Below are 24,749 nucleotides of genomic sequence, written 5' to 3' on the forward strand. Positions count from 1 at the left end.
TACCCGATTACCTGTCACAACCCGCAATCAGACGTGATACCACGCTGCTTGCAGTCCATCACCAGACCGATAAAACGGGCCGCAAGAAATAACAAAGAGAAACCGCATGAGCATCGCACTTGTCATCCTTGCCGCAGGCAAAGGAACCCGGATGCAATCCGACCTTCCCAAGGTGCTGCACAAGCTGGCAGGCGCACCGCTTTTGGCACATGCCATGCAATCGGGGGCAGCCCTTGACCCAGAGCATACGGTGGTTGTTGCAGGCCACGGTGGGGATGCCGTCACCGCCGCGGCACAGGATCAACACCCCGAGGCGCGCGTGGCTCTTCAGACGGAACAGTTAGGCACCGCACATGCCGTGGCGCAGGCGCGCACGGCGCTTGAGGGCTTCGGCGGCGACGTGATCGTGCTGTACGGGGATACGCCCTTCATTTCGGAAGACACGCTGCTGACGATGCTGGAGGCCCGCACCCGTGCCGATGTCGTGGTACTGGGCTTTGAGGCAAGCGATCCGGGCCGCTACGGCCGCCTTGTGACGGAAGGCACCACCCTGACCCGCATCGTCGAGTTCAGGGACGCGACCGAGGCAGAGCGCGCCATCACCCTGTGCAACTCCGGCGTGGTCTGCGCCGATGCGGACACGCTGTTTGATCTGATCGACGCGGTCGGCAATGACAATGCGAGCGGGGAATACTACCTGACCGACATCGTCGCCATCGCGCGCAACCGCGGCCTGAATGCCACCGCCGTGACCTGCGACGAGGGCGAAACGCTGGGCATCAATTCACGCCCCGAACTTGCCGCCGCAGAGGCCGCTTTTCAGACCCGCCGCCGTGCGGAACTGATCGAGGACGGCGTGGTCATGCAAGCCCCAGACACGGTGATTTTTGCCTTCGACACCGTGATCGGCAATGGCGCAGAGGTCGAACCCTATGTGGTCTTCGCCCCCGGTGTGACCGTGGAATCCGGGGCGCGTATCCGTGCGTTTTCGCATCTCGAAGGCGCGCATGTCAGCCAGGGGGCCATCGTCGGGCCGTATGCACGCCTGCGCCCCGGCACGGAACTGGACGACAATGTGCGCGTCGGCAATTTTGTCGAGGTTAAGAACGCGCATCTGCACGAAGGTGCCAAGGCCAACCATCTCAGCTATATCGGCGATGCAGAAGTGGGAGCCGCCGCAAATATTGGCGCGGGCACGATCACCTGCAACTATGACGGGGTGATGAAACACCGGACCAAGATCGGAGCGCGCGCCTTTATCGGCTCGAACACCATGCTGGTGGCACCTGTCGCGGTCGGCGACGAGGCCATGACCGGCAGCGGATCGGTCATCACGCAGGATGTGCCGGACGGGGCGCTGGCAATTGCGCGCGCCCAGCAGCAGACCAAGCCGGGCTTGGCGCGAAAGCTGGTTGAAATGCTCAAGGCCAAGAAGGCGAAGCAGAAAAAAGAGGCGTCATAGATGTGTGGTATCGTTGGGGTTCTAGGCAAACACGAGGCCGCCCCGCTGTTAGTGGAGGCCCTGAAACGGCTGGAATATCGCGGCTATGACAGCGCCGGCATTGCGACAGTCAACGAAGGCGCACTTGAGCGTCGCCGCGCTGTTGGCAAGCTGGTCAACCTGTCGGATCTGCTTGTGCATGAACCACTGGTTGGCAAAGCCGGCATCGGCCATACCCGCTGGGCCACGCATGGTGCCCCGACAGAGGTGAACGCGCACCCGCATCGCGCGGGCTCCGTCGCCGTGGTGCATAATGGCATTATCGAGAATTACCGTGAATTGCGCGCCGAACTGGCCGAGCAGGGCATCAAGTTTGTCACCGAAACCGATACGGAGACCGTGGCGCTTCTGACGCAGCACCACATCGCCCAGGGCAAGTCACCGGTTGAGGCGGCTATGGCAACGCTGGACCGTCTGAACGGCGCGTTCGCATTGGTGTTTCTGTTCGAGGGCGAGGATGATCTGCTGATTGCCACCCGCAAAGGCTCTCCACTTGCGATCGGGCATGGCGATGGCGAGGTCTATGTCGGCTCTGACGCGATTGCGCTGGGGCCGCTGACCGACCGCATCACCTATCTGGATGAAGGCGACCGCGCCGTTCTGACGCGCTCCAAGATCGAGATCCGCGACGAAACGGGCGCAGTGGTCGAACGTCCCGTCAAGAAAATCCGGATAGACGCCGCGCGCGTCGACAAAGGTGGCCACAAGCACTTCATGGCCAAGGAAATCGCCGAGCAACCCACGGTTCTGGCCGAAGCGATCCGGTCCTACCTGACGCCGGATGGCAAGGGCATCGCCCTGCCCGGCGACGGGATTGATTTCACCGCCGTTGACCGCCTGACCATGGTGGCTTGCGGCACGGCGTCCTACGCGTGCCTCACCGCGAAATACTGGTTCGAGCAATATGCGCGCATCCCAGTGGATGTCGATATCGCGTCGGAATTCCGCTACCGCGAACCGCCGATCCCCGCGCGCACAACTGCATTGTTTGTCAGCCAATCAGGCGAGACCGCAGATACGCTTGCCGCCCTGCGCTATTGTCAGCGCAAGGCAGAGCGGATCGTCTCGGTGGTCAACGTCCCCGAAAGCTCGATCGCGCGGGAAAGCGATCTGGCGCTGCCGATCCACGCGGGCGTAGAGGTCGGCGTAGCTTCGACCAAGGCGTTTACCTGTCAGCTGGTGGTGCTGCTATTGCTCGCGCTCAAGGCGGCATCGGACCGGGAGGAGATAACCGCCGAAGAGCTTGCCGCCCATCTGGCCGATCTGCGCGCATTGCCCGGCGTTCTGAACGCCGCACTCGATCGCGGCAAGGATGTCCGCAAGGTCGCCCGCAAGCTGGCAGAAGCCCGCGACGTGCTGTTTCTGGGTCGTGGCCTGATGTATCCACTGGCTCTGGAAGGCGCTTTGAAACTAAAAGAAATCAGCTATATACATGCCGAAGCTTATGCATCAGGCGAACTGAAGCACGGCCCCATCGCGCTGATCGACAAGACCGTTCCCGTGGTGGTCATGGCACCGCGCGATGCGCTCTTCGACAAGACCGTATCGAATATGCAAGAGGTCATGGCCCGTGGCGGCAAGGTCGTTCTGGTGACCGATGCCGAGGGCCTTCGGGACGCGGGCGATGGTGTCTGGCAACAGATCACCCTGCCGAGCGTTGCCCCGATCCTGACGCCGATCCTTTATGCCCTGCCCGCGCAGCAACTGGCCTACCATACAGCCATCGCCAAGGGCACGGATGTTGACCAACCTCGCAACCTGGCGAAATCGGTGACGGTGGAATGACAGCGGAAGGCTGGCTCGTTGTTCTGGAAGCACTAGCCGATCCGGCCTTCTTTGAAGGCTGAGGCAGGCAAGTCTTGAAGAAAAGTTCGCCCGCAACTGCGGACGCCAAAACGTCAGGACCCGTAGACTTCCAGTGTCGGCAGGTCAGTCAAGGGCGCGCCGATCAGTTGCATGGCTGACAGGGAAAGCTGACTGCCTGATCCGGGTGCCGCGTCCAACGGGATCAGATCCACCTGCGCCGATTTTCCGGACCCCGGAAACACCACCCGGCCCTTGCGCGCGGTCTTCACAAGCGGCGTCTTCATCCACAAACCGCTTTGCGAAGGATCGCCCAGCGACGCAACGGTGGTCCCCAACCGGCTTTCGCCACCCGACGGGACTTTCGCGGCTTCTGCGCGGTCTTCCAGGCTGACCGTATCGAAGGCTTCGGCCGTGCGGGCGTTTGCAGGCGGTTTCGGCGCGGGCCGCGCTTGAGGTCGCTGCGCTACATCGTCAGGCGCGCGGGATGTTCCGGGCGTGCCCGTAAGGCCATCGACGCAGCCTGCAAGGGCCACGACACAAAGCAGGGAAACTGGAAGCGTGAGTGTTTTCATGGCCGTGAAGATAGGACCAACGTCGCCCCGCGTCCAGACCGCGCAGCCCTTGCAGGCGGACCTCCGCGACGTTACCTTGATTGCATGAACACGCCATTGATAGACCCATTCCTGCGCCCGATCACCTACCTTCGGGTTTCGGTCACCGACCGGTGCGATTTCCGCTGCGTCTATTGCATGTCGGAGAACATGACCTTTCTGCCCAAGAAAGAGCTTCTGACGATGGAAGAGCTGGACCGGATGTGTTCGACCTTCATCGGTCTGGGCGTTGAAAAGCTGCGCATCACCGGGGGCGAACCTCTTGTGCGCAAGGGCATTATGACCTTCTTCAATGATATGTCCCGGCATCTGGAAAGCGGCGCGCTGCGCGAATTGACGCTGACGACCAATGGATCGCAGCTGGAACGGTTTGCTCAACCGCTTTGGGATGCGGGCGTGCGGCGGGTGAATATCTCTCTCGACACGCTGGACGAAGGCAAATTCGCCGAGATCACCCGCTGGGGGCGTCTGCCGCAGGTTCTGCGGGGCATAGATGCGGCACAGAAGGTCGGCATGCGGGTGAAGATCAATACCGTCGCGCTGAAAGGCTTCAACGAGGACGAATTGCTGCCGCTGGCAGAATGGTGCGCCGAACGTGACATGGACATGACCTGGATCGAGGTCATGCCGATGGGCGACATCGGCAATGAGAACCGTCTGGGACAATATTGGGCGCTGTCCGACCTGCGAGAGACACTTGGCCAGCATTACACGCTGACCGACCTGCCAGAGCGCACGGGCGGGCCTGCGCGCTATGTGCGGCTGGAAGAGACCGGGCAAAAGATCGGATTCATCACGCCGCTCAGCCACAATTTCTGCGAAAGCTGCAACCGTGTTCGGCTTACCTGCACGGGCGAATTGTTCATGTGTCTGGGCCAGGAAGACAATGCCGACCTCCGCTCCGCCCTGCGCAACCATCCCGGCAGCGATGCGGCCTTGCAGGACGCGATCCGCGACGCCATCGCGCACAAGCCTAAAGGGCACGACTTTGATTATTCCAGACAGGCGCTGGACGGCCAGATGTCACGCCATATGAGCCATACAGGCGGCTGAAAACGCCGCCTTGCGTCCGCGAAACGGGTGTCTGAGTGGCGAAATTTGGCGGGGCGCAGCATGATGCGAAAGCAGTTCCCGGTCCGATATACTGAAAGCACCATCCGGTCCGACAAGCTGACAGGATCAGGCCCAGTCCGGGCCCAGGTCGGCCTCCGCGCGATCAATCCAGTGGTCTTTCAGCCAGGCACAGGGCCGCGAGTGGCGGATCCACGATCCTTTGTACCCCGTCACCGCCTCTGACATTTTTGGACGTCCGTGAAAGCAGACGACGCGCGCCTCGGGTGGCAGGATGGGATCGCGCAGGTAGTTGATCGGCGGCAGGCCAAGACAATCATATTTGAAGCTGACCACCAGTTCGCCGGGGATATAGGCAAAATCACTGTTGTCCATCGCCTTGTGCGAGGTGTAGCGCTGCTCCGATCCGCGCGCCTTTTCGACCTCTGCATAGGGGTTCGCGGCAAGGTCATTATACAGATAGCCGTGCCGCGCCGGATCGAAGCGAAAGACAGAGCCATGCCCGGTCGGGCGGCCCTTGCGCTTTTCCGTCCAGTCATGGCGCATCGCGATCTTGTCGGCGGGCATCTGCCAGATCGGCGTCAGATCGCCGGTGATGACCACATCCAGATCGAACCCAAGGAATGGGCCATCCAGATCCGGCACAAGACCTGGCCGAAACAGCGAGACCTTGCGCATCGCACCCTGCCGGTTGGCCACGGCGAGGGCTGCCGCCATCGGCTCTGCGTAGGGTTCGACGGGCAGAGGCAGCACCTCTATATCCGGGTGCAGTCCGTCGGTTTCTTCTGTCATGCAAAAGAACCGCACCGGCTGGGACAGGTTGCGCCGCACGCCTGAATACAGGCGGTTGACGTATTCCGGCCCGAACAGCGTGCCCCATTTGATACAGATGATATTGGCGACCAAGCTGGGACCCTCCTGCGGCTTTCAGCGGGTGTTACTCTGGAACGATGCGGCATGCCAGAGGCGCGACACCGCTGCACAGGCAAATCACGATGGACTTTGCCAGAGCCATCGGACTTGCCGTTGATGATCTCAACAACGCCGGCACGGGGCGAACCGCGTCTCAGCTGAACGGTTCGCAGCGTACCGGCGATGGTCCATACCGCGCGGCGAACGTCATGCGTAAAGCCGGGATGCGCATAGAAAAACCTGCACCATTCGCTGATCTCCAACTATATCGCGAATGCGGTTCTTGACGGCATCTCAGGCCTCCTTCAGGCGGGACAACAGACGGCGCATGAAATCATGGCCCGCCTCGAACTGTTCAACGGTGATATATTCGTCGGGCTGGTGGGCCTGTGCGATGTCACCCGGCCCGCAGACAACCGCCGAGTAACCGGCATTCTGGAAATGCCCGGCCTCGGTGCCGTAGCTGACGACGTGGTTGCCATTGTCGCCTGTCAGCGCGCGCGCCAGTGCCTCGGCCTCGCCATCCTGTTCGGGCTGAAGGCCGGGGACTTCGTAGCGTTTGGTGATCTCGATATGGGTTTCGGGCCGGATCGCCTGCATGTCCGCCTCTATCTCGCGAACACGGGCCAGGTAGGCGTCCTTCCAATCCGTCAGAGACTCGCCGGGGACCACCCGAAAATCCATCCCCAGCCAACAGTGCTTGGCGGTGATGTTATGCGCAGTGCCGCCTTCGATCTCTCCGACATGGCAGGTCGTCCAAGGTGGATCGAACATCGCGCCCAAAGTCGATGGTGTGCGCGCGCGGTTCTCGGCATTGCGTTCATTCGCCCAGACGATCAGTTTCGCCGCCTCCATGATCGCATTCACGCCGGTATGCATCAGCGAACTGTGCACCTCGAACCCGACCACGCGGGTGTGAAACCCCTGACTGCCCTTGTGGCCGGTGACGGCCCGAAGCGTTGACGGCTCACCGATCAGCGCGGCGCTGGCTTTTGGCAGCTTGGCCGCCATCGCCTCGATCAGTGGCGGCGCGCCGGTGCAGCCGATTTCCTCGTCATAGCTGAGCGCCAGTTGCAACGGCCGCGCGACGCCATTGTGATGTGCCTCGACCAGCGCCCAGATCGCCAGCGCGTCAAAGCCCTTCATATCGGTGCAGCCGCGCCCGTAAAGACGCCCGTCGCGTTCGGTCACGGTCCAGGGGTCGGATGTCCAGGGCTGACCATCGACCGGCACGACATCGGTATGCCCCGACAGAACCAGACCGCCCTCGACCTCCGGGCCGACATGGGCAAACAGCGCGGCCTTGTTGCCATCCTCGTTATAGTGGCGATGGCAGGTGATGCCCTGCCCGGTCAGATAGGTTTCAACCCAGTCAATCAGGTCGAGGTTGCTGTCCCGGCTGACGGTGGGAAACCCCACCAATTTGTCCATGATCGCGCGTGGTGACAGTATATCAGACATTTGCCCTCTCAATACCCGCTATCCGATGTCAGCACCTTGTGACCTCCGCCCAGATCGGCATAGATCGACGGTCCGGGTTCATGGCCGACAGGGTGGATCGGAGACGGGATCGGTTTGAAATTCAACTCATGCTCGGATTTGCGGCGGCGTGGATCGGCGATCGGCACCGCCTTCATCAAGGCCTGTGTATACGGATGCTGCGGGTTTTCAAAGACCGCAGCGCGAGGGCCTATTTCGACAATCCGGCCCAGATACATGACGCCGACATGGTGGCTGACACGCTCGACCACGGCCATGTCGTGACTAATGAACAGGTAAGACAGCCCAAGATCGGCCTGCAACTCCATCATCAGGTTCAGCACCTGCGCCTGCACTGACACATCCAGCGCCGAGACAGCCTCGTCCGCGACGATCAGCTTGGGGTTCAGCGCCAGCGCGCGGGCAATGGCGATGCGCTGGCGCTGCCCGCCTGACAGTTCGTGCGGATAGCGGCGCAGGAAGCTGCGCGGCAATTCAACCCTGTCAAACAGCATCTCGACCCGCTCTTGCCGCGCGCGCCCGGTATGCGTTGTGTAGTTGCGCATCGGTTCGGCCACCTGATCCGCAAGCGTCATCTGCGGGTTCAGGCTGGCGAACGGGTCCTGAAACACCATCTGCATGTCCAGCCGCGCCTTGCGCAGATCACCCGCATTCAGCGCCACGATGTCCTTGCCGTCAATCTCGATCTCTCCGGACAGCGGTTCGACCAGCCGCAGGATCGACCGCCCGGCGGTGGACTTGCCGCACCCGCTTTCGCCTACCAGACTAAGCGTCTGGCCGCGATTGAGGTCGAAAGACAGATCCTCGACCGCATGCACATTGGCGATGGTGCGGCGAAAGAAGCCGCCCTTGACCGGAAAACGCGTGGTCAGGCCGCGCACTTTCAACAACACCTCGTTGCTTCCATGGATCGGCTTGGCGGCAAAGCGGTCATCGCCCAACAGGCGCATCGGTTCGGGACAGGCCGTCCCGCGCATTTCGCCCAGTTTTGGAACCGCCGCCAGCAACGCCTTGGTATAGGCGTGCTGCGGGTTCTCGAAAATTTCCTCGACAGTGCCTTCCTCAACCTTGTTGCCGCGAAACATGACCACGACCCGGTCGGCCATCTGCGCCACCACCGCCATATCGTGAGTGATGAACATCACCGCCGTTCCGGTTTCACGCTTCAGACGGTCGATCAGGGCAAGGATCTCGGCCTGAATGGTCACATCCAGCGCGGTTGTCGGCTCGTCCGCGATCAGCAGGCGCGGCTTGCAGGCCAGCGCCATGGCAATGACAACGCGCTGGCGCATGCCCCCGGACAATTCATGCGGATACTGCTTCAGCCGTCTTTCCGGTTCCGGAATTCGGACCTGCCGCATCAGATCCAGTGCCTCTGCCACGGCCTCGCTTTTGGTCATGTCCTTGTGCAGGCGCAGCCCTTCTGTCAATTGCCGCTCGACGGTGAAGACAGGGTTCAGCGCCGTCATCGGTTCCTGAAAGATCATCCCGATTTCATTGCCACGGATCGCGCGCATTTGGTCCTGATCGGCGTGCGTCAGATCGATTTTGTCCCCGTCCTTGGGATCAAACAGCAGGTGCCCGCCGGCAATGGTTCCGCCACCGTATTCCACCAGCCGCATCAACGACAGCGAAGACACAGATTTGCCGGATCCCGACTCTCCCACGACGCAGACGGTCTCTCCGGGGTTGATGTCGAATGACATATCCTCCACCCCGACCACGGTACCGCCCTTGGTCTCGAACGTAACCCGCAGATTCTCGATGCGGGCAATAGCGTGGTCGAGCATGACACGTCTCCGGGTTTCGCAGAGCCCGACGCTAGCGACAGAGAACATGTTGTGTCAAATCCGGACAGGTATTTCCCGCAGCCAAGTCTTGATTTTTTGCGAAAGTCTGTTTCGATAGGTAGATGAGGGATCGAAACCGATTGCAACGATTGGAAAAACGGCAAATGCGACCCGTCCTGCTTTTTACAACCGCACCGCGGCATTCTCTCCAAAAGTTCAACTCGGAGCTATGAAATGACACTGAAAACCTTCCTTATCGGTGCCGCGGCAACGACCGTTTTTGCGCCGATGGCCATGGCCGAGCGTGGCGCGGATGGCCATGTCGGGATCATTTACTGGCAGGCACCGTCGATCCTGAATGCCTATCTGTCGAACGGCACCAAGGACATCGAATCGGCATCACTGGTCAGTGAACCGATGGCGCGTTTTGATCCAACGGGGCAACTGGTTCCCTTTCTCGCGGAAACTGTTCCCACGGTGGATAACGGCGGGGTCAGCGAAGATCTGATGTCGATCACATGGAAGCTGAAAGAAGGCCTGCTATGGTCTGACGGGACGCCGGTCACATCGGCGGACGTGCTCTTTAGCGCAGAATATTGCATGCATCCCGAAGGCGGTTGTTCGCAATTTGCCAAGTTCGACGGCATCAAGGATATCGAGGTGCTCGACGAGCTGACCGTCAAGGTAAATTTCGAAGAACCCAAGCCCTACCCCTACACCGCCTTCATGGGCAACCAGTCGCCGATCATTCAGAAGGCGCAATTTGAAAGCTGCATGGGTGCCAAGGCCCCGGAATGCACCGAGGCAAATTTTGCGCCCATTGGCACCGGCCCTTTCGTTGTCACCGACTTTCGGCCAAATGACGTTATCCAGATGAAGGCCAATCCCCACTACCGCGATCCCGAAAAACCGGCCTTTGCAACGCTGACCTTCAAAGGCGGCGGCGACGCCATGGCCGCGGGCCGGGCGGTTCTGGAAACCGGCGAATTCGACTATGCATGGAATCTGCAACTGTCGCCAGACGTGCTGGCCGATATGGCGGACGGCGGCAAGGGCAAGCTGGTATCCGCCTTCGGCACGTTGGTGGAACGGCTGGAAATGAACTTGACCGACCCCTCGCCCGACCTGGATCCGGATATGCGCGCCACACGCGAGGCACCGCACCCGTTCCTGACGGATCAGGCCGTGCGCGAGGCGCTGTCGATGGCCATCGACCGTGATTTGCTGGTCGAGATCGGCTATGGTCAGGCTGGCCGGCCCACATGCAACCTGGTCCCCGGCCCCGAGATCTATGCATCCGACAACACCGGATGTCTCACCCAGGACATCGAGGGTGCCAAGGCGATGCTGGATGAGGCTGGCTGGGTGGACAGCAATGGCGATGGCATCCGCGACAAGGACGGTGTCGAACTGTCGATCCTGTTCCAGACCTCGACCAATGCCGTACGTCAGGACTTTCAGGCGCTGATCAAGCAGTGGTGGTCCGAACTGGGTGTCGAGACAGAGCTGCGCAACATCGACGCTTCGGTGTTTTTCGGTGGTGATCCGGGCAGCCCGGACACGTTCCAGAAATTCTATGCCGACGTTGAAATGTACGCCAACAATTTCGACGGCACCGACCCGCAAGCTTTTCTGGCCAACTATCGCTGTGACAAGGAACCCCAGCCGGACAACCAGTGGCAGGGACAAAACATCAACCGCTATTGCGATCCCGAATACGATACGTTGATCGACGAGCTGTCCAGAACGGCAGAAATCACTAAACGGTCGGAGCTGGCCAAGAAGCTGAACGACATGCTGACCAAGGAGACCTTCACCATCGTTCCACTGGTTGACCGTGGTCGCGTGTCCGCACATGCCAATGACCTTGGCGGCGTGCGGCTTAATACATGGGACTCCGAGATCTGGAACGCTGCGGATTGGCACCGTATCAAGTGATCTCATGCCTTGGGGCGGGCCAAAACCCGCCCCATGACTGACCCGCCGCAACGCCCCAACCCTGTGGCGCAAATTCAGTCACTCCGACAGCAAGACTGACCCGCAAAGGCGCCGTGCATGCTGACCTTCACGATCCGACGACTGGTCCTGTCGATCCCGACGCTTTTGCTCATCAGCCTTGTGATTTTTCTTCTGCTGGAACTTGCACCGGGCGATCCCACGGCCGCACAACCCCTGACAATCCCGCCCGAAGTCAGAGAGCGTCTGCGCGAGGCGTTGGGACTGGGCGAGCCGCTTCATGTCCGCTTTGTCAAATGGATCGTGCAGTTTTTCTGGGTCGAACCGCAGGTCCTGATTGACCATGTGTTCGGCACCACATTCTCTGAAGGCAAGCAGCGGCTGATCAGCTGGCAAACCCGTTCGCCCATCATGGACATTGTGGTGCAACGCATGCCGCAAACGCTGTGGGTGGTGGGGCTAAGCTATGTCGTCGGTGTCTTGATCGCCCTGCCCATCGGCATTCTTTCCGCCTACCGGCAATATTCCATTTTCGACCAGATCGGCACATTCGTGTCGATGCTGGGCTTTTCGGTGCCGACCTTCTTTACCGGCGTTCTGTTGATCGTGATCTTCTCGGTCCATCTGGGCTGGTTCCCGTCGATCTACGACACCACGCTTGTGGTAAATTCATGGGATAACTTCCTGGCGCAACTGCGCCAGATGGTGATGCCGGTCTTTGTGCTGGCGCTGTTCAATGCCGCGCAGATCAGCCGGTTCATGCGCGCCTCCATGCTGGACAACCTCAATCAGGACTATGTGCGCACGGCACGCGCCAAGGGCCTGTCCGAACGGGTCGTCGTGCTGGTCCACGTGCTGCGCAACTCCATGATGCCGGTGGTCACGGTGATCGCGCTTGGCGTGCCGCAGGTCTTTGGCGGCGCGATCATCACCGAACAGGTGTTCAAGGTGAACGGGATCGGGCAGTTGCTGATCACCGCCATTCAGGCCAATGACCTGCCGATGGTGCAGACCCTGACCTTCATCTTCGCAGTCCTCATCGTGCTGTTCAACCTGATCGCGGACGTGCTTTACGGCGTGCTTGACCCCAGGATCCGCTATGACTGAGCCCACCTCCAAGGTCATTCCCGGATCAGGCGGGGCAACCCCGGCGGGGGCATTGCCCGACCCGATCCCGGTCACACCGCCGCGCAGCCACTGGCGCGATGTCTGGGACCAGTTCAAGCGCCACAAAGGTGCCTTGCTGGGCGGGATCATCTTTATGCTGATCGTTCTGGCGGTTTTCCTGGGCCCGTTTTTCTGGTCGATCGACGCCGGTTACATCGACATTCGCGCCCGCAATCAGGGCCCGAGCCTCGCCCATCCGTTCGGCACCGACCAACTGGGCCGGGACACGATGGCGCGGATGATGGCGGGCGGGCAAACCTCTGTCGCGGTGGGCATCACCGCAATGGCGCTGGCACTGGTGCTGGGCAGCTTCGTAGGCCTGATCGCGGGCTATTTTCGCAAACTCGACGGGCCACTCATGCGGCTGACGGACCTGTTCCTTGCCTTGCCCCTGCTGCCGCTCCTGTTGGTCATGGTGATGCTGTTCCGAGGCGCGCTCAACCAGGCTTTCGGCCCCGAGACCGGCATCTTCATCCTGATCGTCGGTGCCATCGGCCTCACAAGCTGGATGCCCACGGCCCGGATCGTGCGCGGCGATGTGCTGGCGCTGAAAGAGCGCGAATTCGTACTGGCCGCGCGTTCGATCGGGACGACCAACACCAAGATGATCATCCGGCACATTCTGCCCAATGTGATGTCGCCGATCATGGTGTCCGCGACATTGGGCATTGCCAACGCGATCATCACCGAAAGCGCGCTGTCCTTTCTGGGGCTGGGCTTTCCGCCCGACTTCCCCACCTGGGGCCGGTTGCTGTTCGACGCAGTCGATTACCTCCAGCAATATCCAGAGCGGGTGATCTGGCCGGGCGTGGCGATCTCCTTGACGGTGCTGAGCGTGAATTATCTCGGCGACGGGCTGCGCGATGCGCTGGATCCGCGCATTCGTGGGCGCTAAGCGCGCCAACGCCAGAAAGGTCCAGTTTCCCACAACTGTCGAGCGTTGCAGTCCGCATGTTTCGTGCTGCTCGCTCGGCACGGACGAATACACCGCGCGGCCTGCCAATGTAGAACATCATTCCAAACACACGCATCCACACGGCCAATTTTTGCTTGATTGCAGCAAAAATTTGGCCCAGATGCGGACAGTTTTCCAAACAGGGGCCGCGCCATGTTCGAATCCTTCGGCTTTGAAGAAACCACCGCGAAACAGGCCAGCGTCGTGCTGGCACTGGTCATCGGACTGCTGTTCGGCGTCTTTGCCGAGCGCACGAAGTTCTGTTTTCGCCGTGGCCTTGTGGGCGAGGACCGTCGCGCTGCACTTGGTGTCTGGCTGACGGCGCTTGGTGTCGCTGTGATCGGCACGCAGCTCGCCGTGGCCTACGGATTGATCGGCTTTGACGGGCATCGTTTCATGGCCGCGGATCTGCCATGGCTGGCCATCGTCGCTGGCGGTGCGATGTTCGGCGCAGGCATGGTCCTGACGCGCGGCTGCGTGTCCCGGCTGACGGTCCTGACCGGATCGGGCAACCTGCGCGCCCTGCTGGTCCTGCTGGTCTTTGGCGTGGTCGCCCATGCCACGCTCAAGGGCGTTCTGGCGCCTGTCCGCACGACGCTTGGCGCAGTGACGCTGCCCCTGGGCGAAACTGTCAGCCTGGCGGCCCTGCCCGGCGGCGCAGTGCTTTGGGCCGCTATTGTCGGTCTGGCAGCATTGGCGGTGGGTTTGCGCTCGGGAAACCGCGCGGGGACGCTGCTGATGGCCGGACTGCTGGGCTTGCTTGTGCCTGCCGCTTGGGTCGGCACCGGGTTCATCCTGCTGGACGAGTTCGACCCGATCGCGATGGAAAGCCTGTCCTTTACCTCGCCCTCTGCTGACAGCCTGTTCTGGCTGGTCGCCTCGACATCTATCCCTGCGGGGTTCGGCGTGGGCCTTCTGGGCGGTGTGCTGGTGGGCGCATTGGCGTCTTCGCTGGTTTTCCGCAGCTTTCGCTGGCAAAGTTTCGAAAGCGCCGCACAGACCGGCCGCTACCTGACGGGCGCGGCGCTGATGGGCGTGGGCGGGGTATTGGCAGGCGGCTGCACCGTGGGCGCAGGCCTGTCGGGCGTCCCCACACTGTCCTTCGCCGCGATCCTCGCGATCCTGTCGATTGCGGGCGGCGCGCTGGCGGTCAATGTCGCGCTGCGCGGTGTCACTCCATCCGGGCGCGTATCCGACGGATTGCCAGCCACACCAGCACAACAACCGGCAGAGTGACCGCCGCCTGAAGCAGCCCCTTGCTCAGCCCGACAAGCTCTGCAAGCGGGTAAAGCAGATAGCCTGCAAGCGACACGGCGTAATAGCTGATCGCGACGACCGACAGACCCTCGACTGTCTCTTGCAGACGCAATTGCATATCGGCACGCTTGTCCATGCTTTCCAGCAGCTTCTGGTTCTGGGCAGAGCGTTCGACCTCGACCCGCGTGCGCAGCAGATCGCCCGCCCTGATCGCCCGGTCGGCCATCGCCTCCAGCCGCCGTTCGCTGGATTTGACGGTGCGCATGGCCGGATCGAAGCGGCGCATCATGAATTCGGCAAAAGTCTGACGGCCGCCGAACCGCTCTTCGCGCAGCACCTCGACGCGCTGACTGACAAGCGCCTCATAGGCACCGGTGGCACCAAAGCGGAACGCCGATTGCGCCGACAAGGACTCCAGCTCTGCCGAGACGCGCAGCAGCCCGCCCAGCGTTGCCTCTGAGGGATCGTCGCCAGAGGTCATCTGAACCATCAACTCGGAAAGTTCTGCGTCGATCACGCTCATTTGCGGCGCAAGTTCGCGCACCCGCGCAAAGCCCAGCATCGACATGGTCTTGTAGGTCTCGATCTCGCACAGGCGCTGCACCACGCGCCCGACCCGCCGCTCGCCGGTCTGTTCGCCCACAAAGGCGGCGAACCGGGAATGGCCCGCAGAGTCGATGCGAAAATCGCCCGCAATGACCACCTCGCCGTCCAGCACGTCACTGACGGCAAGGCTTTCCGGCACAAACCAGTCATTCACCTTGGCCGCCACATCTTCGTCGGAAATGCGACGTTCCACCCGGATCATTGCCGAGGTCATCCGAACCCCCGGCGCCGCCTGCAACCAGTCGTCGGGAAAGACGTCAAAATCGGTGGGATCGAATGGCCGTTGCCCAAGCCCGGACAGGAACACCGTGTAGGTCACGAACTCCGTATGACTTTCCCATTTGATCGAGTGTTTGCCGATCTCACCCGAGAAATGCGTGGCCCCCGGCTGAGGATGCGCAGCACCGTGACGATCCAGAAGATCCGTCAGATGCGCCAGATCGGCGGCGCGGTCCCGCGATGCGGCGTCGTCAGGTCGTTTGACCGCCAGAAACACCGCACGACATGGCGTGGTCAAAAACGGAAACGGCCGGGCGTGCAGTTCATTGGCCAGACGGTAGCGCAAATCATGGTCGGATATGGGCATCGGAGAAGCGGATCCAGATCAAGTCAGTTGCCCTCGCATAGGCAGAGCGCGTGGCGCTGTAAACAGAAATATTCAATTAATTCCACAAGTTACAGGAATACAACTGTATACCGAAAGCGCCTGTGCGGCCCAGAAACGCAGCATTCCACCGCTTTTCCAAAGGGATAGCGGCATCAGTCAACGCGGCGCGGATTTGCGACTGCTCCACAAGGCGGTCCAAAGCATCGCAAACGCTCAGGCGGGTTGCCACAACTCCACCGGATTGCCCTCCGGGTCGTGGATGCGGGCAAATTGCCCGACCTCGGGACTGTTCCATTCGTCACGGGTCTCAACTTCGATGCCCGCGCGTTTGAGTTGCGCGATCATACCCTCCAGATCATCGACGCGGTAATTCAGCATCCACTGCTGGCCAGAGCGGCTGAAATAATCGGTATCTGCCGGAAACGGCGCAAAAACAGTATAGCCTTCGCGCTGCTGCCAAGGCGCATCCGTCACCGGATCGACGCCAAGATGCTGGCTGTACCATTGCGACAGCGCCGCGGGATCTTTCGCCCGGAAGAACACCCCGCCAATGCCGTTAACCTTGTGCATGATCGTCTTCCCCAAAATCTCATTTCAGCCATGGAACGCGCCGTTCCCGCCCAGTGTGGCCATCTGGATACCGCCGCCGTCAGCGCCGAAACCCACCGACACGTTCGAAATAGACCGCGCCGAGCGGATCAAAGAGCGCACGCACAGCTTCGTTGGCAGGACCGTACACAACCAGCCGCGTGGACGTGAACACATCCGAAAACCGTGCGCCGAAATTTGGACCAAAGCTTTGCATATGGGCGACGGCTGAGGCATTGTCAGCATAGCGATCCTGAAGATGCACCAAATCGCCCGAGCGTTGAAATTCGTAGCGAAGCGTTCCGTCCTCGGTCTGGGTCGAGGTGATCATGTCGGCCATAAGTGTCTGGAACGCCTCCTCTTTCCCATCCTTGATTGTCACCTCGACAAGCAGTTGAATATCATCGGCGCTTTCGTCCGAATGGCCATCTGCATGTGCCGCACCGGAAAGCACGAAGATCACGCCGACGGCAGATAGAAAACGATGGAAATATCGGGTCATCTGTGGTTCTCCAAAAACTGGACGACGGCAGCAGGGCTGTAAAGATACTATGCGACGGTGACCCAAGGTTAACATCATTGCGCATTTCCGGCAACGAAAGCTGCGTCGCAAGCGACGTCTGAATGCAATAAGGCCCCGCGGATCAAAGCGGGGCCTCACGATGAAGGTTCAAAAAGGGGCGCGCTTAGCTGATCTTGGCCAGAAGCGCGTTCAGGCTGTCCTTGGCATCGCCGTAGAACATGCGCGTGTTGTCCTTGAAGAACAGCGGGTTCTCGATGCCGGAATAGCCGGTGCCCTGCCCGCGTTTGGAGACGAAGACCTGCTTGGCCTTCCAGCATTCCAGCACCGGCATGCCAGCGATGGGGCTGTTGGGATCGTCCTGTGCGGCCGGGTTCACGATGTCATTGGACCCGATCACGATGGCGACGTCCGTATCGGGGAAGTCGTCGTTGATCTCGTCCATCTCCATCACGATGTCATAGGGCACTTTGGCTTCGGCCAGAAGCACGTTCATATGACCCGGCAGACGGCCCGCAACGGGGTGAATGGCGAAACGCACGTTCTTGCCCTTGTCGCGCAGGCGTTTGGTCAGTTCAGACACCGATTGCTGGGCCTGGGCGACCGCCATCCCGTAGCCCGGGATGATGATGACGCTGTCTGCCTCGTCCAATGCGTTGGCCACGCCATCCGCGTCAATCGCGATCTGCTCGCCCTCAACCGCCATCTGCTCGCCCGCGGGGCCACCAAAGCCGCCCAGGATGACAGAAACGAAAGAGCGGTTCATCGCCTTGCACATGATGTAGGACAGGATCGCACCGGATGAGCCGACCAGCGCGCCGACCACGATCAGAAGATCGTTGCCAAGGCTGAAACCGATCGCAGCCGCCGCCCAGCCGGAATAGCTGTTCAGCATCGAGACAACCACCGGCATGTCGGCACCGCCGATGCCCATGATCAGGTGATAGCCGACAAACAGCGCCGCCAAGGTCATCAAGAACAGCGGGAAGAAACCGCCCGTATTCATGTACCAGATCAGGCAGAGCAGCGACAGAACCGCCGCCCCGATGTTCAGCAGATGCCCACCCGGCAGCTTCTTCGCCGCGCTGGTGACCTTGCCGGCCAGTTTGCCGAACGCCACAATCGAACCGGTGAAGGTGATCGCACCGATCAGGATGCCAAGGTAGAGCTCAACCCGCAGGATGCCCTGCTCGACGCCGTCTTTCTTGGCGATCAGCGCCGCAAAGCCGTCAAGAGCCAGTCGCGCGGTTTCGTCCATGGCCAGCACCCGACCCAGTTCGAAATGCGCGTTGAAGCCCACAAAGACTGCCGCCAGACCGACAAGGCTGTGCATCGCGGCCACCAGTTGCGGCATCTCGGTCATTCCGACGCGCTTGGCGATGATCCAGCCGATGGTGCCGCCTGCCGCGATCAGGATCAGGGACAATAGCCACAACCCCGAGCCCGGCCCGATCAGCGTTGCAAAAACAGCAAGCGCCATGCCGACGATGCCGTACCAGACAGCGCGTTTTGCGCTTTCCTGTCCTGAAAGCCCCCCCAGAGAGAGGATGAAAAGGACAGCCGCGACGACATAGGCCGCTGTTGTAAATCCGAATTCCATAACCCTGCCCCCTTACGACTTCTGGAACATGGCGAGCATGCGCCGTGTCACGAGGAAGCCGCCGAAAATGTTGATACCGGCCATGAAGACCGAAAGCGCGGCCAGCAGGATCACCAGGAACGACCCGGAACCGATCTGCATCAGCGCGCCAAGAATGATGATCGACGAGATGGCGTTGGTGACGGCCATCAATGGCGTGTGCAGGCTGTGCGCCACCCCCCAGATCACCTGGAACCCGACGAACACGGCCAGCACAAAGACGATGAAGTGCTGCATGAAGCTGGCAGGCGCGATCAGCCCCACACCCAGCACCAAGGCGCCACCGACCGCCAACAGGGTCACCTGCTGTTTGGTCTGTGTCTTGAAGGCCGCGACCTCGTTGGCGCGCTTCTCTGCTGCCGTCAGTTCCTTGGGCTTGTCTTTCTTCTGCGCCGCGATCGCCTTTACCTTGGGCGGTGGCGGCGGGAAGGTCACCTCGGATGCGTGAGCGATGGTTGCCCCGCGGATCACGTCATCCTCCATGTTGTGAACCGGATTGCCGTCCTTTTCAGGCGTCAGGTCGGTCATCATGTGACGGATGTTGGTGGCATAAAGCGTCGAGGATTGCGTCGCCATCCGGCTGGGGAAATCGGTGTAGCCGATGATGGTCACGCCATTGTCGGTCACGATCTTCTCGTCCGGCACGGTCAGTTTGCAGTTGCCGCCGCGTTCGGCGGCAAGGTCCACGATGACCGATCCCGGCTTCATCGCCTTGACCATATCCTCGGTCCACAGCTCTGGTGCTTCGCGGTTGGGGATCAGGGCAGTGGTGATGACGATGTCGATATCAGGCGCAAGCTCGCGGAACTTCGCCAGTTGGGCCGCCGCAAATTCGGGCGAGGATACGGCGGCATAGCCACCGGTTGCCGCGCCGTCCTGCTGTTCTTCCTCGAAATCGAGGTAGACAAATTCGGCACCCATTGATTCGACCTGCTCGGCCACTTCGGGGCGCACGTCGAAGGCGTAAGTGATCGCACCCAGCGAAGTCGAGGTGCCGATGGCGGCCAGACCGGCAACACCCGCACCGACGACCAGAACCTTGGCCGGGGGCACCTTGCCCGCCGCCGTGATCTGGCCGGTGAAGAAGCGGCCAAAGTTGTTGCCTGCTTCGATCACCGCGCGGTAGCCCGCGATATTGGCCATCGAGGACAGCGCGTCCATCTTCTGGGCACGGCTGATGCGCGGCACCATATCCATCGCAATGACGCTGGCACCCTTGGAGGCGCACAGATCCATCAGCTCCTTGTTGGAAGCCGGATAGAAAAACGAAATCAGGGTTTTATCAGCAGTCAGCCATTCGGCCTCTGCATCGCTGGGGGGTCGCACCTTGGCGATGATGTTGGACTCTTGCCACAACGATGCGGCGGTCGCTGCGATTTCGACTCCAGCGGCCTCATAGGTCGCATCCGAAAACCCTGCGGCCAGTCCGGCCCCGGTTTCAATTACACAATCATACCCCAGCTTTTGCAGCTGAAGCGCCGAGTCCGGAGTCATCGCGACCCGGTTCTCGCCGTCGAACACTTCCTTTGGCGTTCCTATCTTCAAGTTCCTGTCCCCCTTGCGTCAGAACGGGCAATTTCCCTAGCGGCAATGCCGCATCTTGATCGGTCTACAGTGCTGACCTACCCGCGACAAGCAGCCATGCCGCCGTTCAATGCTGCTACACAGCATATTAAGAGCAGAAGTTACACCCACCTTCTGACTTGTTGCGCGTATCGTGCGAATTGCGCAACGAACTTTCGTCGTAGACGCGCCTCTTCCGGAAGAATGAACCGCGTTTCGATCAACCAGACGAAAATCGGGACCAGAGGCAGTGCCAGCACGGCGTCCCAATGCAGGATCATTCCGGTCAAGATCATCGAATCGCCAAGATAGATCGGATTGCGTGTGCGGCTGAAAATGCCCGTGGTCACCAGCGCGTCAGGAATGCGGTGCGGCACGACGGTGGTCCGTTTCGACCGCATCTCGTAAACGGCAAGCACCATCAACAACAGCCCGCCGCCAACCAGCATGCCGCCCAGCAGATCGGCCCAGACCGGACCAAAGCTCAGCGCCATCGGTGCCCATGTCTTTTGCGCCCAGGCCAGACCCAGTGCACCGACCAACCAGACGGGCGGTAGATCAAGCCATTTCATGTCATATTCCGGACATCGGCAGGCGACGGTGCCCGCTCGTCCGCTGCCCCTATTCCCATTCCATTTCCTCAAAGACCCGGCCGGCATTCTTTGTCGCCAACTCCTCGAACGTATCCAGATGCGCCCAGTTCGTCTGATCGACGTAATAGGCCCCGGCCAGATCGCCCCCCTCTTCGAGATGCGCCCCAATCTTTGCGCGCAAATCCACCAGATAATCGTGCGTGTAACGCGTGACCTGCGCAAGGTTCGTCGGATGCCCATGCCCCGGAATGACATAGGTCGGGTTCAGTGGCACCAGCGCGGTCTCCCAGGTCTCGATCCAGCAAGAGGTGCAGGTATCGGCAAAAATCGGCGGCATCCGTTCGTGAAAGGCGATGTCTCCGGCGATCATCAGGCTCCATTGCGGAATCCACACCTGCGTGTCGCCCGGCCCGTGTGCGGCGCCAAGGTGAAGCACTTCCAGCGTCACATCGCCCATCTCGACGGCTTTGCGGTCCTCGAACGACATGTTCGGCACCGCCACGCGCGTGCCGTCTGCCTTGTCACGGTTGTAGCCCTGCATGGCTTGCAGAATGAAGTCGCCGTTTTCCTCGATTTCTTCGATGGCTTCGACATGGGCGAGTATATCGACGCCCTGATCGGCCCAATAGGAATTGCCCAACATCGCATGGCCTTGGCCGTTCTCGTTGATGACAAGCCGCACAGGCTGGTCCGTCACCGCGCGGATTTCATCATGCAGTGCGGCGGCCAGACGCGCGCTGGCGCCACCATTGACCACCACGACACCATCGCCTGTCACCACGAAGCTGAGGTTGTTGTTATGGCCGGAATTCTCATAGGTCGGCGGTGCCGTTGCCCCTATGGCCGAGAATACATGTGGGATCACCTCGACCGGCTTGGAGTAAAGTTCCGACTGCGGATATTGATCCGCAATATCCTCACTGGCCCAAACAGACTGCGCTAATACTGCGGCCACCGCGCCAATCAAAAAGGTTTTCATGCGACTCTCCCTGCGAATTTCGCCGTCACATTCACAGGAATGAATGCGTAAGTAAAGCGGCCCCTTGCTCCTGCCTCCGGCTGCGCTACTCTGCCCCGGAAAAGAAAGGACGCGCATGACACTCGCAGGAAAACACGCACTCGTCACAGGCGGCGGCACCGGGATTGGCCTTGCAATCGCCCGCGCGCTGGCAGAACGGGGTGCCGTGGTCACGATCACCGGACGCCGCCGCGCGGTGCTGGAAAAGGTTGCAGACGGCATCCTGCATCCGCTGGAAATGGACGTCCGCGAAGAAGCATCGGTCGTGGAGGGTATCGCAGGTGCCGTTGCCGCCCGTGGGCCTGTCCAGATCTGTGTGCCCAATGCCGGCATTGCCGAGGGTCGCGCCCTGCACAAGACGGACATGACGTTCTGGCGCGACATGATGGCGACCAATCTTGATGGTGCCTTTCTGACGATCCGCGAATGTCTTGCCTCCATGCATCAGACCGACTGGGGGCGCGTCATCGCAGTGTCGTCAATTGCCGGTGTTCGTGGCCTGAAAGGCGCGCCCTGCTACAGCGCCTCGAAACACGCCATGATCGGGCTGATCCGCGCGTTGGCCGCCGATTATCTTGGCAAACCCTACACGTTCAACGCGCTTTGCCCGGCCTATGTGGACACCAATATCGTGCCGCAAAATATTGACCGCATCATGGCCCGCACCGGCATGTCAGAGGATGACGCCCGCAAGGTCATGGTCGGTGCCAATCCGCATGGCCGCCTGATCGCCCCCGCAGAGGTTGCCGAGGCCGCGCTCTGGCTTTGCGGTGACAATTCCGGGAGCATCAATGGACAGGCAGTCCAGATCGCTGGAGGTGAAATGTGATGGATTTTACTGCAACCCGCGAGATGTTCGACCTGCCCGAAGGCGTGATCTATCTGGACGGAAATTCACTGGGCCCTCTGCCGAAAGCCGCCGCCGAGCGGATCTCGCGGACGGTGCAGGACGAATGGGGCGAGATGCTTATCACCGGCTGGAATCGCGCCGGATGGATGGCGCAACCTTCGGTTCTGGGCGACCGCATAGGCGCGTTGCTGGGCGCGCCAACGGGAAGCGTGGTGCTGGGCGACACATTGTCGGTCAAGATCTATCAGGCCCTCGCCGCTGCTTTGCACATGTGCCCGGATCGCAAGGTCATCCTGTCGGACAGCGGCAATTTCCCCTCGGATCTGTATATGGCACAGGGGTTGATCGCCGGGCTGGACAAGGGCCATGAGCTGCGGGTTGTTGCACCAGAGGAGGTGGCGGACGCCATCACCGAAGAGGTCGCGGCACTGATGATTACAGAGGTGGACTATCGCACGGGACGCCGCCACGACATGCCCGCGCTGACTGCCAAGGCGCACGACAAAGGCGCGCTGGCGATCTGGGATCTGGCGCATTCGGCGGGCGCCGTGCCGGTGGATCTGACGGCGGGCAAAGCCGATTTCGCCTGTGGCTGCACCTACAAGTTTCTGAACGGCGGCCCCGGCGCGCCCGCCTTCATCTATGTGGCTCCGCAACATGCGGACACCGCGCAGCCTGCTCTGTCTGGTTGGCTGGGGCATGAAGCGCCCTTTGCCTTCGACGCGGATTACCGCCCCGGTCAGGGGATCGAGCGGATGCGTGTCGGAACGCCTGCCGTATTACAGATGGCGGCGCTGGAAACCGCGCTTGATATCTGGGACGGGGTGGATATGCAGGCGCTGCGCAAGGCCTCCTTGGCGCTTGGCGATCTGTTCATCGCCGAAATGCGCGCCCCCTGCCCCGACCTGACGCTCGCCACGCCCGAGGCACATGCCATGCGCGGCTCTCAGATCAGCTTTCGTCACCCACAGGGCTATGCGGTCATGCAGGCCCTGATCGCCAGAGGCGTGATCGGCGATTTCCGTGCCCCTGACATTTTGCGGTTCGGTATCACGCCGCTTTATATATCGCAGGACGATGTCAGCGCCGCCGCAAAGATCCTTGCGGAGATTCTGGACCAAAAGCTTTGGGACCGGCCTGAATATCACAAGCGCGCCGCCGTGACCTGAACACGGGCACGACGCGCTGCAAGTCGGGTGGCTCAGGCAGTTCTCAGCGCGGCGCGCGCACCGCTCGCCCATGCCCGTACCGCATCGCCAAAGGCGGTGAACAGCGGGCGCGACACCGGATCATTGGCCGCGTCCCATTCCGGATGCCACTGCACCGACAGGGTAAAGCCCGCCGCACCTTTGATATAGGCGGCCTCGGCCGTGCCATCGGGGGCCAGCCCGTCAATCACGAAACGCGCGCCGGGCGTCTTGACCCCCTGCCCGTGCAGCGTATTCGTCATCACCTCGGACGTGCCCAACAACCGATGAAAGACGCCGCCTTCGGTAAAAGTGACCTTGTGGCGCAGCGCGAATTTCTCTTCGATCGTGCCGTCGGGCGGCATGCGGTGGTTCATCCGGCCCGGCAGGTCGCGGATTTCGGGATAAAGCGTCCCGCCCATCGCCACGTTCACCTCTTGATAACCGCGGCAGATACCAAGAAACGGCTGGCCCGCCTCGACGCAAGCCCGTACCAGCGGCAGGGTGATGGCATCGCGCGCCCGGTCGAACGCGCCATGCGCTTCGGTCGGTGTCTCGCCGTATTCCTCGGGATGGACATTGGGCCGCCCGCCGGTCAGCAGAAATCCGTCACAAGTCTGCATCAACTCCGCCACCGTCACGAAACGCGGATCGGCAGGGATCAGCAACGGAATGCACCCTGAAACACAGGCAACCGCCTCAGAGTTCATCGCCCCACCGGCATGGGCCGGATAGTCATCGTTGAGCAAATGCTGGTTGCCGATAATGCCGACAATGGGTCGTGTCATATTGGACAGGTCTCCGGAACGCTTCTGCGTCAATCTAATGCTCTCAGGGGTAAGAGAAAAGCCCGGATGCTACAGTTTGAGGCGGACACACACCCAAGATGGGCCGCGCTGCCCGGTTTCAAGGCAGTCGGTCGCCCTTTAACGCACCCGTAACCAACGCCCCCTCTGCGGCGCAGAAAATGGCGCGCCGTTGAGATGTTGCCTGCCGCGCCCGAACATCACCACCCAAGGACCGCTTTGACCAATTTTGAAACCATGCCTACT

Annotated in this window: 22 protein-coding genes; 10 read left to right on the plus strand and 12 right to left on the minus strand. The window is 61.1% G+C overall.

Translation table 11 applies throughout. From position 1 onward, the window contains the following. Positions 1–106 precede the first annotated feature (106 nt). The gene (glmU, locus tag B8991_RS08415) at positions 107–1,462 is read left to right on the plus strand and encodes a bifunctional UDP-N-acetylglucosamine diphosphorylase/glucosamine-1-phosphate N-acetyltransferase GlmU (RefSeq protein WP_084352414.1); all 1,356 of its coding nucleotides are present in this window, start codon (positions 107–109) and stop codon (positions 1,460–1,462) included. Then, entirely contained in the window at positions 1,463–3,286 is a 1,824-nt protein-coding gene (gene glmS, locus B8991_RS08420) for a glutamine--fructose-6-phosphate transaminase (isomerizing) (RefSeq protein WP_084352416.1), read from the plus strand. It begins immediately after the preceding gene. Positions 3,287–3,399: 113 nt separating this feature from the next. Here glmS and B8991_RS08425 read toward each other — a convergent pair whose 3' ends face one another. Next, a complete protein-coding gene (locus B8991_RS08425) occupies positions 3,400–3,879 on the minus strand; it encodes a hypothetical protein (RefSeq protein WP_084352418.1) in 480 nt (159 codons plus the stop codon). 84 nt (positions 3,880–3,963) lie between these two features. On the opposite strand from B8991_RS08425, the gene moaA reads away from it, so the two are divergent. Then, complete coding sequence (moaA, locus tag B8991_RS08430) at positions 3,964–4,971, plus strand: GTP 3',8-cyclase MoaA (RefSeq protein WP_084352420.1); 1,008 nt, start codon at positions 3,964–3,966, stop codon at positions 4,969–4,971. Between the two features lie 126 nt (positions 4,972–5,097). Here moaA and B8991_RS08435 read toward each other — a convergent pair whose 3' ends face one another. Then, entirely contained in the window at positions 5,098–5,895 is a 798-nt protein-coding gene (locus tag B8991_RS08435; protein WP_084352422.1) for a glycosyl transferase, read from the minus strand. 89 nt (positions 5,896–5,984) lie between these two features. On the opposite strand from B8991_RS08435, the gene B8991_RS08440 reads away from it, so the two are divergent. Next, a complete protein-coding gene (locus B8991_RS08440; RefSeq protein WP_084352424.1) occupies positions 5,985–6,188 on the plus strand; it encodes a hypothetical protein in 204 nt (67 codons plus the stop codon). 7 nt (positions 6,189–6,195) lie between these two features. On the opposite strand, the gene argE is transcribed toward B8991_RS08440, so the two are convergent. Beyond that, positions 6,196–7,362: an acetylornithine deacetylase gene (gene argE / locus B8991_RS08445; RefSeq protein WP_084352426.1), complete on the minus strand. Its 1,167-nt coding sequence runs from the start codon at positions 7,360–7,362 to the stop codon at positions 6,196–6,198. Positions 7,363–7,370: 8 nt separating this feature from the next. Further along, a complete protein-coding gene (locus tag B8991_RS08450) occupies positions 7,371–9,191 on the minus strand; it encodes an ABC transporter ATP-binding protein (protein WP_084352428.1) in 1,821 nt (606 codons plus the stop codon). Positions 9,192–9,425: 234 nt separating this feature from the next. Between B8991_RS08450 and B8991_RS08455 the strand changes: the two genes are divergently transcribed. From B8991_RS08455 to B8991_RS08470, 4 genes are all read left to right on the plus strand, one after another. Further along, positions 9,426–11,129, plus strand: a complete 1,704-nt coding sequence (locus B8991_RS08455; protein WP_084352430.1) for a peptide ABC transporter substrate-binding protein — start codon at positions 9,426–9,428, stop codon at positions 11,127–11,129. Between the two features lie 117 nt (positions 11,130–11,246). Beyond that, positions 11,247–12,254 carry an ABC transporter permease gene (locus tag B8991_RS08460; RefSeq protein WP_084352432.1) on the plus strand — a complete coding sequence of 336 codons (1,008 nt, stop codon included), beginning with the start codon at positions 11,247–11,249 and terminating at the stop codon, positions 12,252–12,254. After that, positions 12,247–13,209, plus strand: a complete 963-nt coding sequence (locus tag B8991_RS08465; protein WP_084352434.1) for an ABC transporter permease — start codon at positions 12,247–12,249, stop codon at positions 13,207–13,209. The genes B8991_RS08460 and B8991_RS08465 overlap by 8 nt, the downstream gene beginning before the upstream one ends. A 213-nt stretch (positions 13,210–13,422) precedes the next feature. Next, on the plus strand, positions 13,423–14,505 hold the full coding sequence (locus B8991_RS08470; RefSeq protein ID WP_084352436.1) for a YeeE/YedE family protein: 1,083 nt from the start codon (positions 13,423–13,425) through the stop codon (positions 14,503–14,505). On the opposite strand, the gene B8991_RS08475 is transcribed toward B8991_RS08470, so the two are convergent. The 7 genes from B8991_RS08475 to B8991_RS08505 all read right to left on the minus strand — a co-directional run bounded on the left by B8991_RS08475 (position 14,441) and on the right by B8991_RS08505 (position 21,621). Further along, complete coding sequence (locus tag B8991_RS08475) at positions 14,441–15,718, minus strand: DUF3422 family protein (RefSeq protein ID WP_084352438.1); 1,278 nt, start codon at positions 15,716–15,718, stop codon at positions 14,441–14,443. The genes B8991_RS08470 and B8991_RS08475 overlap by 65 nt on opposite strands. Positions 15,719–15,952: 234 nt before the next feature. Then, on the minus strand, positions 15,953–16,309 hold the full coding sequence (locus B8991_RS08480) for a VOC family protein (RefSeq protein ID WP_084352440.1): 357 nt from the start codon (positions 16,307–16,309) through the stop codon (positions 15,953–15,955). A 79-nt stretch (positions 16,310–16,388) separates the two neighbouring features. Beyond that, positions 16,389–16,829: a putative quinol monooxygenase gene (locus tag B8991_RS08485; RefSeq protein WP_179141448.1), complete on the minus strand. Its 441-nt coding sequence runs from the start codon at positions 16,827–16,829 to the stop codon at positions 16,389–16,391. A 184-nt stretch (positions 16,830–17,013) separates the two neighbouring features. After that, positions 17,014–18,447 (minus strand): NAD(P)(+) transhydrogenase (Re/Si-specific) subunit beta, encoded by a 1,434-nt coding sequence (locus tag B8991_RS08490; RefSeq protein WP_084352444.1) that lies wholly within the window; start codon positions 18,445–18,447, stop codon positions 17,014–17,016. A gap of 12 nt (positions 18,448–18,459) precedes the next feature. Further along, positions 18,460–20,031 carry a Re/Si-specific NAD(P)(+) transhydrogenase subunit alpha gene (locus tag B8991_RS08495; protein WP_084352446.1) on the minus strand — a complete coding sequence of 524 codons (1,572 nt, stop codon included), beginning with the start codon at positions 20,029–20,031 and terminating at the stop codon, positions 18,460–18,462. A 140-nt stretch (positions 20,032–20,171) separates the two neighbouring features. Beyond that, positions 20,172–20,621, minus strand: a complete 450-nt coding sequence (locus B8991_RS08500; protein ID WP_084352448.1) for a methyltransferase family protein — start codon at positions 20,619–20,621, stop codon at positions 20,172–20,174. Between the two features lie 49 nt (positions 20,622–20,670). Continuing rightward, positions 20,671–21,621, minus strand: a complete 951-nt coding sequence (locus B8991_RS08505) for an MBL fold metallo-hydrolase (protein WP_084352450.1) — start codon at positions 21,619–21,621, stop codon at positions 20,671–20,673. A gap of 115 nt (positions 21,622–21,736) precedes the next feature. Between B8991_RS08505 and B8991_RS08510 the strand changes: the two genes are divergently transcribed. Both B8991_RS08510 and kynU read left to right on the plus strand, forming a co-directional pair. Beyond that, the gene (locus tag B8991_RS08510) at positions 21,737–22,489 is read left to right on the plus strand and encodes an SDR family NAD(P)-dependent oxidoreductase (RefSeq protein ID WP_084352452.1); all 753 of its coding nucleotides are present in this window, start codon (positions 21,737–21,739) and stop codon (positions 22,487–22,489) included. Further along, positions 22,486–23,679, plus strand: coding sequence for a kynureninase (kynU, locus tag B8991_RS08515; protein ID WP_084352454.1), 1,194 nt, complete (start codon positions 22,486–22,488; stop codon positions 23,677–23,679). Before B8991_RS08510 ends, kynU begins: the two co-directional genes overlap by 4 nt. Before the next feature lie 32 nt (positions 23,680–23,711). Here the strand turns inward: kynU and B8991_RS08520 are convergent, their stop codons facing one another. After that, entirely contained in the window at positions 23,712–24,485 is a 774-nt protein-coding gene (locus B8991_RS08520) for a gamma-glutamyl-gamma-aminobutyrate hydrolase family protein (RefSeq protein WP_084352456.1), read from the minus strand. Positions 24,486–24,749 lie beyond the last annotated feature (264 nt).

It is taken from the genome of Primorskyibacter flagellatus (genome assembly GCF_900176485.1).
Classification (GTDB): Bacteria; Pseudomonadota; Alphaproteobacteria; order Rhodobacterales; family Rhodobacteraceae; genus Primorskyibacter; species Primorskyibacter flagellatus.

Excerpts from the sequence above, each read along its gene's own strand:
- B8991_RS08485 (WP_179141448.1), bottom strand. The coding sequence starts at position 16,829 with ATGACCCGATATTTCCATCGTTTTCTATCTGCCGTCGGCGTGATCTTC.
- B8991_RS08470 (WP_084352436.1), top strand. The coding sequence starts at position 13,423 with ATGTTCGAATCCTTCGGCTTTGAAGAAACCACCGCGAAACAGGCCAGC.
- B8991_RS08490 (WP_084352444.1), bottom strand. The coding sequence starts at position 18,447 with ATGGAATTCGGATTTACAACAGCGGCCTATGTCGTCGCGGCTGTCCTT.
- B8991_RS08440 (WP_084352424.1), top strand. The coding sequence starts at position 5,985 with ATGGACTTTGCCAGAGCCATCGGACTTGCCGTTGATGATCTCAACAAC.
- moaA (WP_084352420.1), top strand. The coding sequence starts at position 3,964 with ATGAACACGCCATTGATAGACCCATTCCTGCGCCCGATCACCTACCTT.
- B8991_RS08520 (WP_084352456.1), bottom strand. The coding sequence starts at position 24,485 with ATGACACGACCCATTGTCGGCATTATCGGCAACCAGCATTTGCTCAAC.
- B8991_RS08455 (WP_084352430.1), top strand. The coding sequence starts at position 9,426 with ATGACACTGAAAACCTTCCTTATCGGTGCCGCGGCAACGACCGTTTTT.
- B8991_RS08460 (WP_084352432.1), top strand. The coding sequence starts at position 11,247 with ATGCTGACCTTCACGATCCGACGACTGGTCCTGTCGATCCCGACGCTT.
- glmS (WP_084352416.1), top strand. The coding sequence starts at position 1,463 with ATGTGTGGTATCGTTGGGGTTCTAGGCAAACACGAGGCCGCCCCGCTG.
- B8991_RS08480 (WP_084352440.1), bottom strand. The coding sequence starts at position 16,309 with ATGCACAAGGTTAACGGCATTGGCGGGGTGTTCTTCCGGGCGAAAGAT.
- B8991_RS08500 (WP_084352448.1), bottom strand. The coding sequence starts at position 20,621 with ATGAAATGGCTTGATCTACCGCCCGTCTGGTTGGTCGGTGCACTGGGT.
- glmU (WP_084352414.1), top strand. The coding sequence starts at position 107 with ATGAGCATCGCACTTGTCATCCTTGCCGCAGGCAAAGGAACCCGGATG.
- B8991_RS08510 (WP_084352452.1), top strand. The coding sequence starts at position 21,737 with ATGACACTCGCAGGAAAACACGCACTCGTCACAGGCGGCGGCACCGGG.
- B8991_RS08450 (WP_084352428.1), bottom strand. The coding sequence starts at position 9,191 with ATGCTCGACCACGCTATTGCCCGCATCGAGAATCTGCGGGTTACGTTC.
- B8991_RS08465 (WP_084352434.1), top strand. The coding sequence starts at position 12,247 with ATGACTGAGCCCACCTCCAAGGTCATTCCCGGATCAGGCGGGGCAACC.
- B8991_RS08475 (WP_084352438.1), bottom strand. The coding sequence starts at position 15,718 with ATGCCCATATCCGACCATGATTTGCGCTACCGTCTGGCCAATGAACTG.
- argE (WP_084352426.1), bottom strand. The coding sequence starts at position 7,362 with ATGTCTGATATACTGTCACCACGCGCGATCATGGACAAATTGGTGGGG.
- B8991_RS08505 (WP_084352450.1), bottom strand. The coding sequence starts at position 21,621 with ATGAAAACCTTTTTGATTGGCGCGGTGGCCGCAGTATTAGCGCAGTCT.
- B8991_RS08425 (WP_084352418.1), bottom strand. The coding sequence starts at position 3,879 with ATGAAAACACTCACGCTTCCAGTTTCCCTGCTTTGTGTCGTGGCCCTT.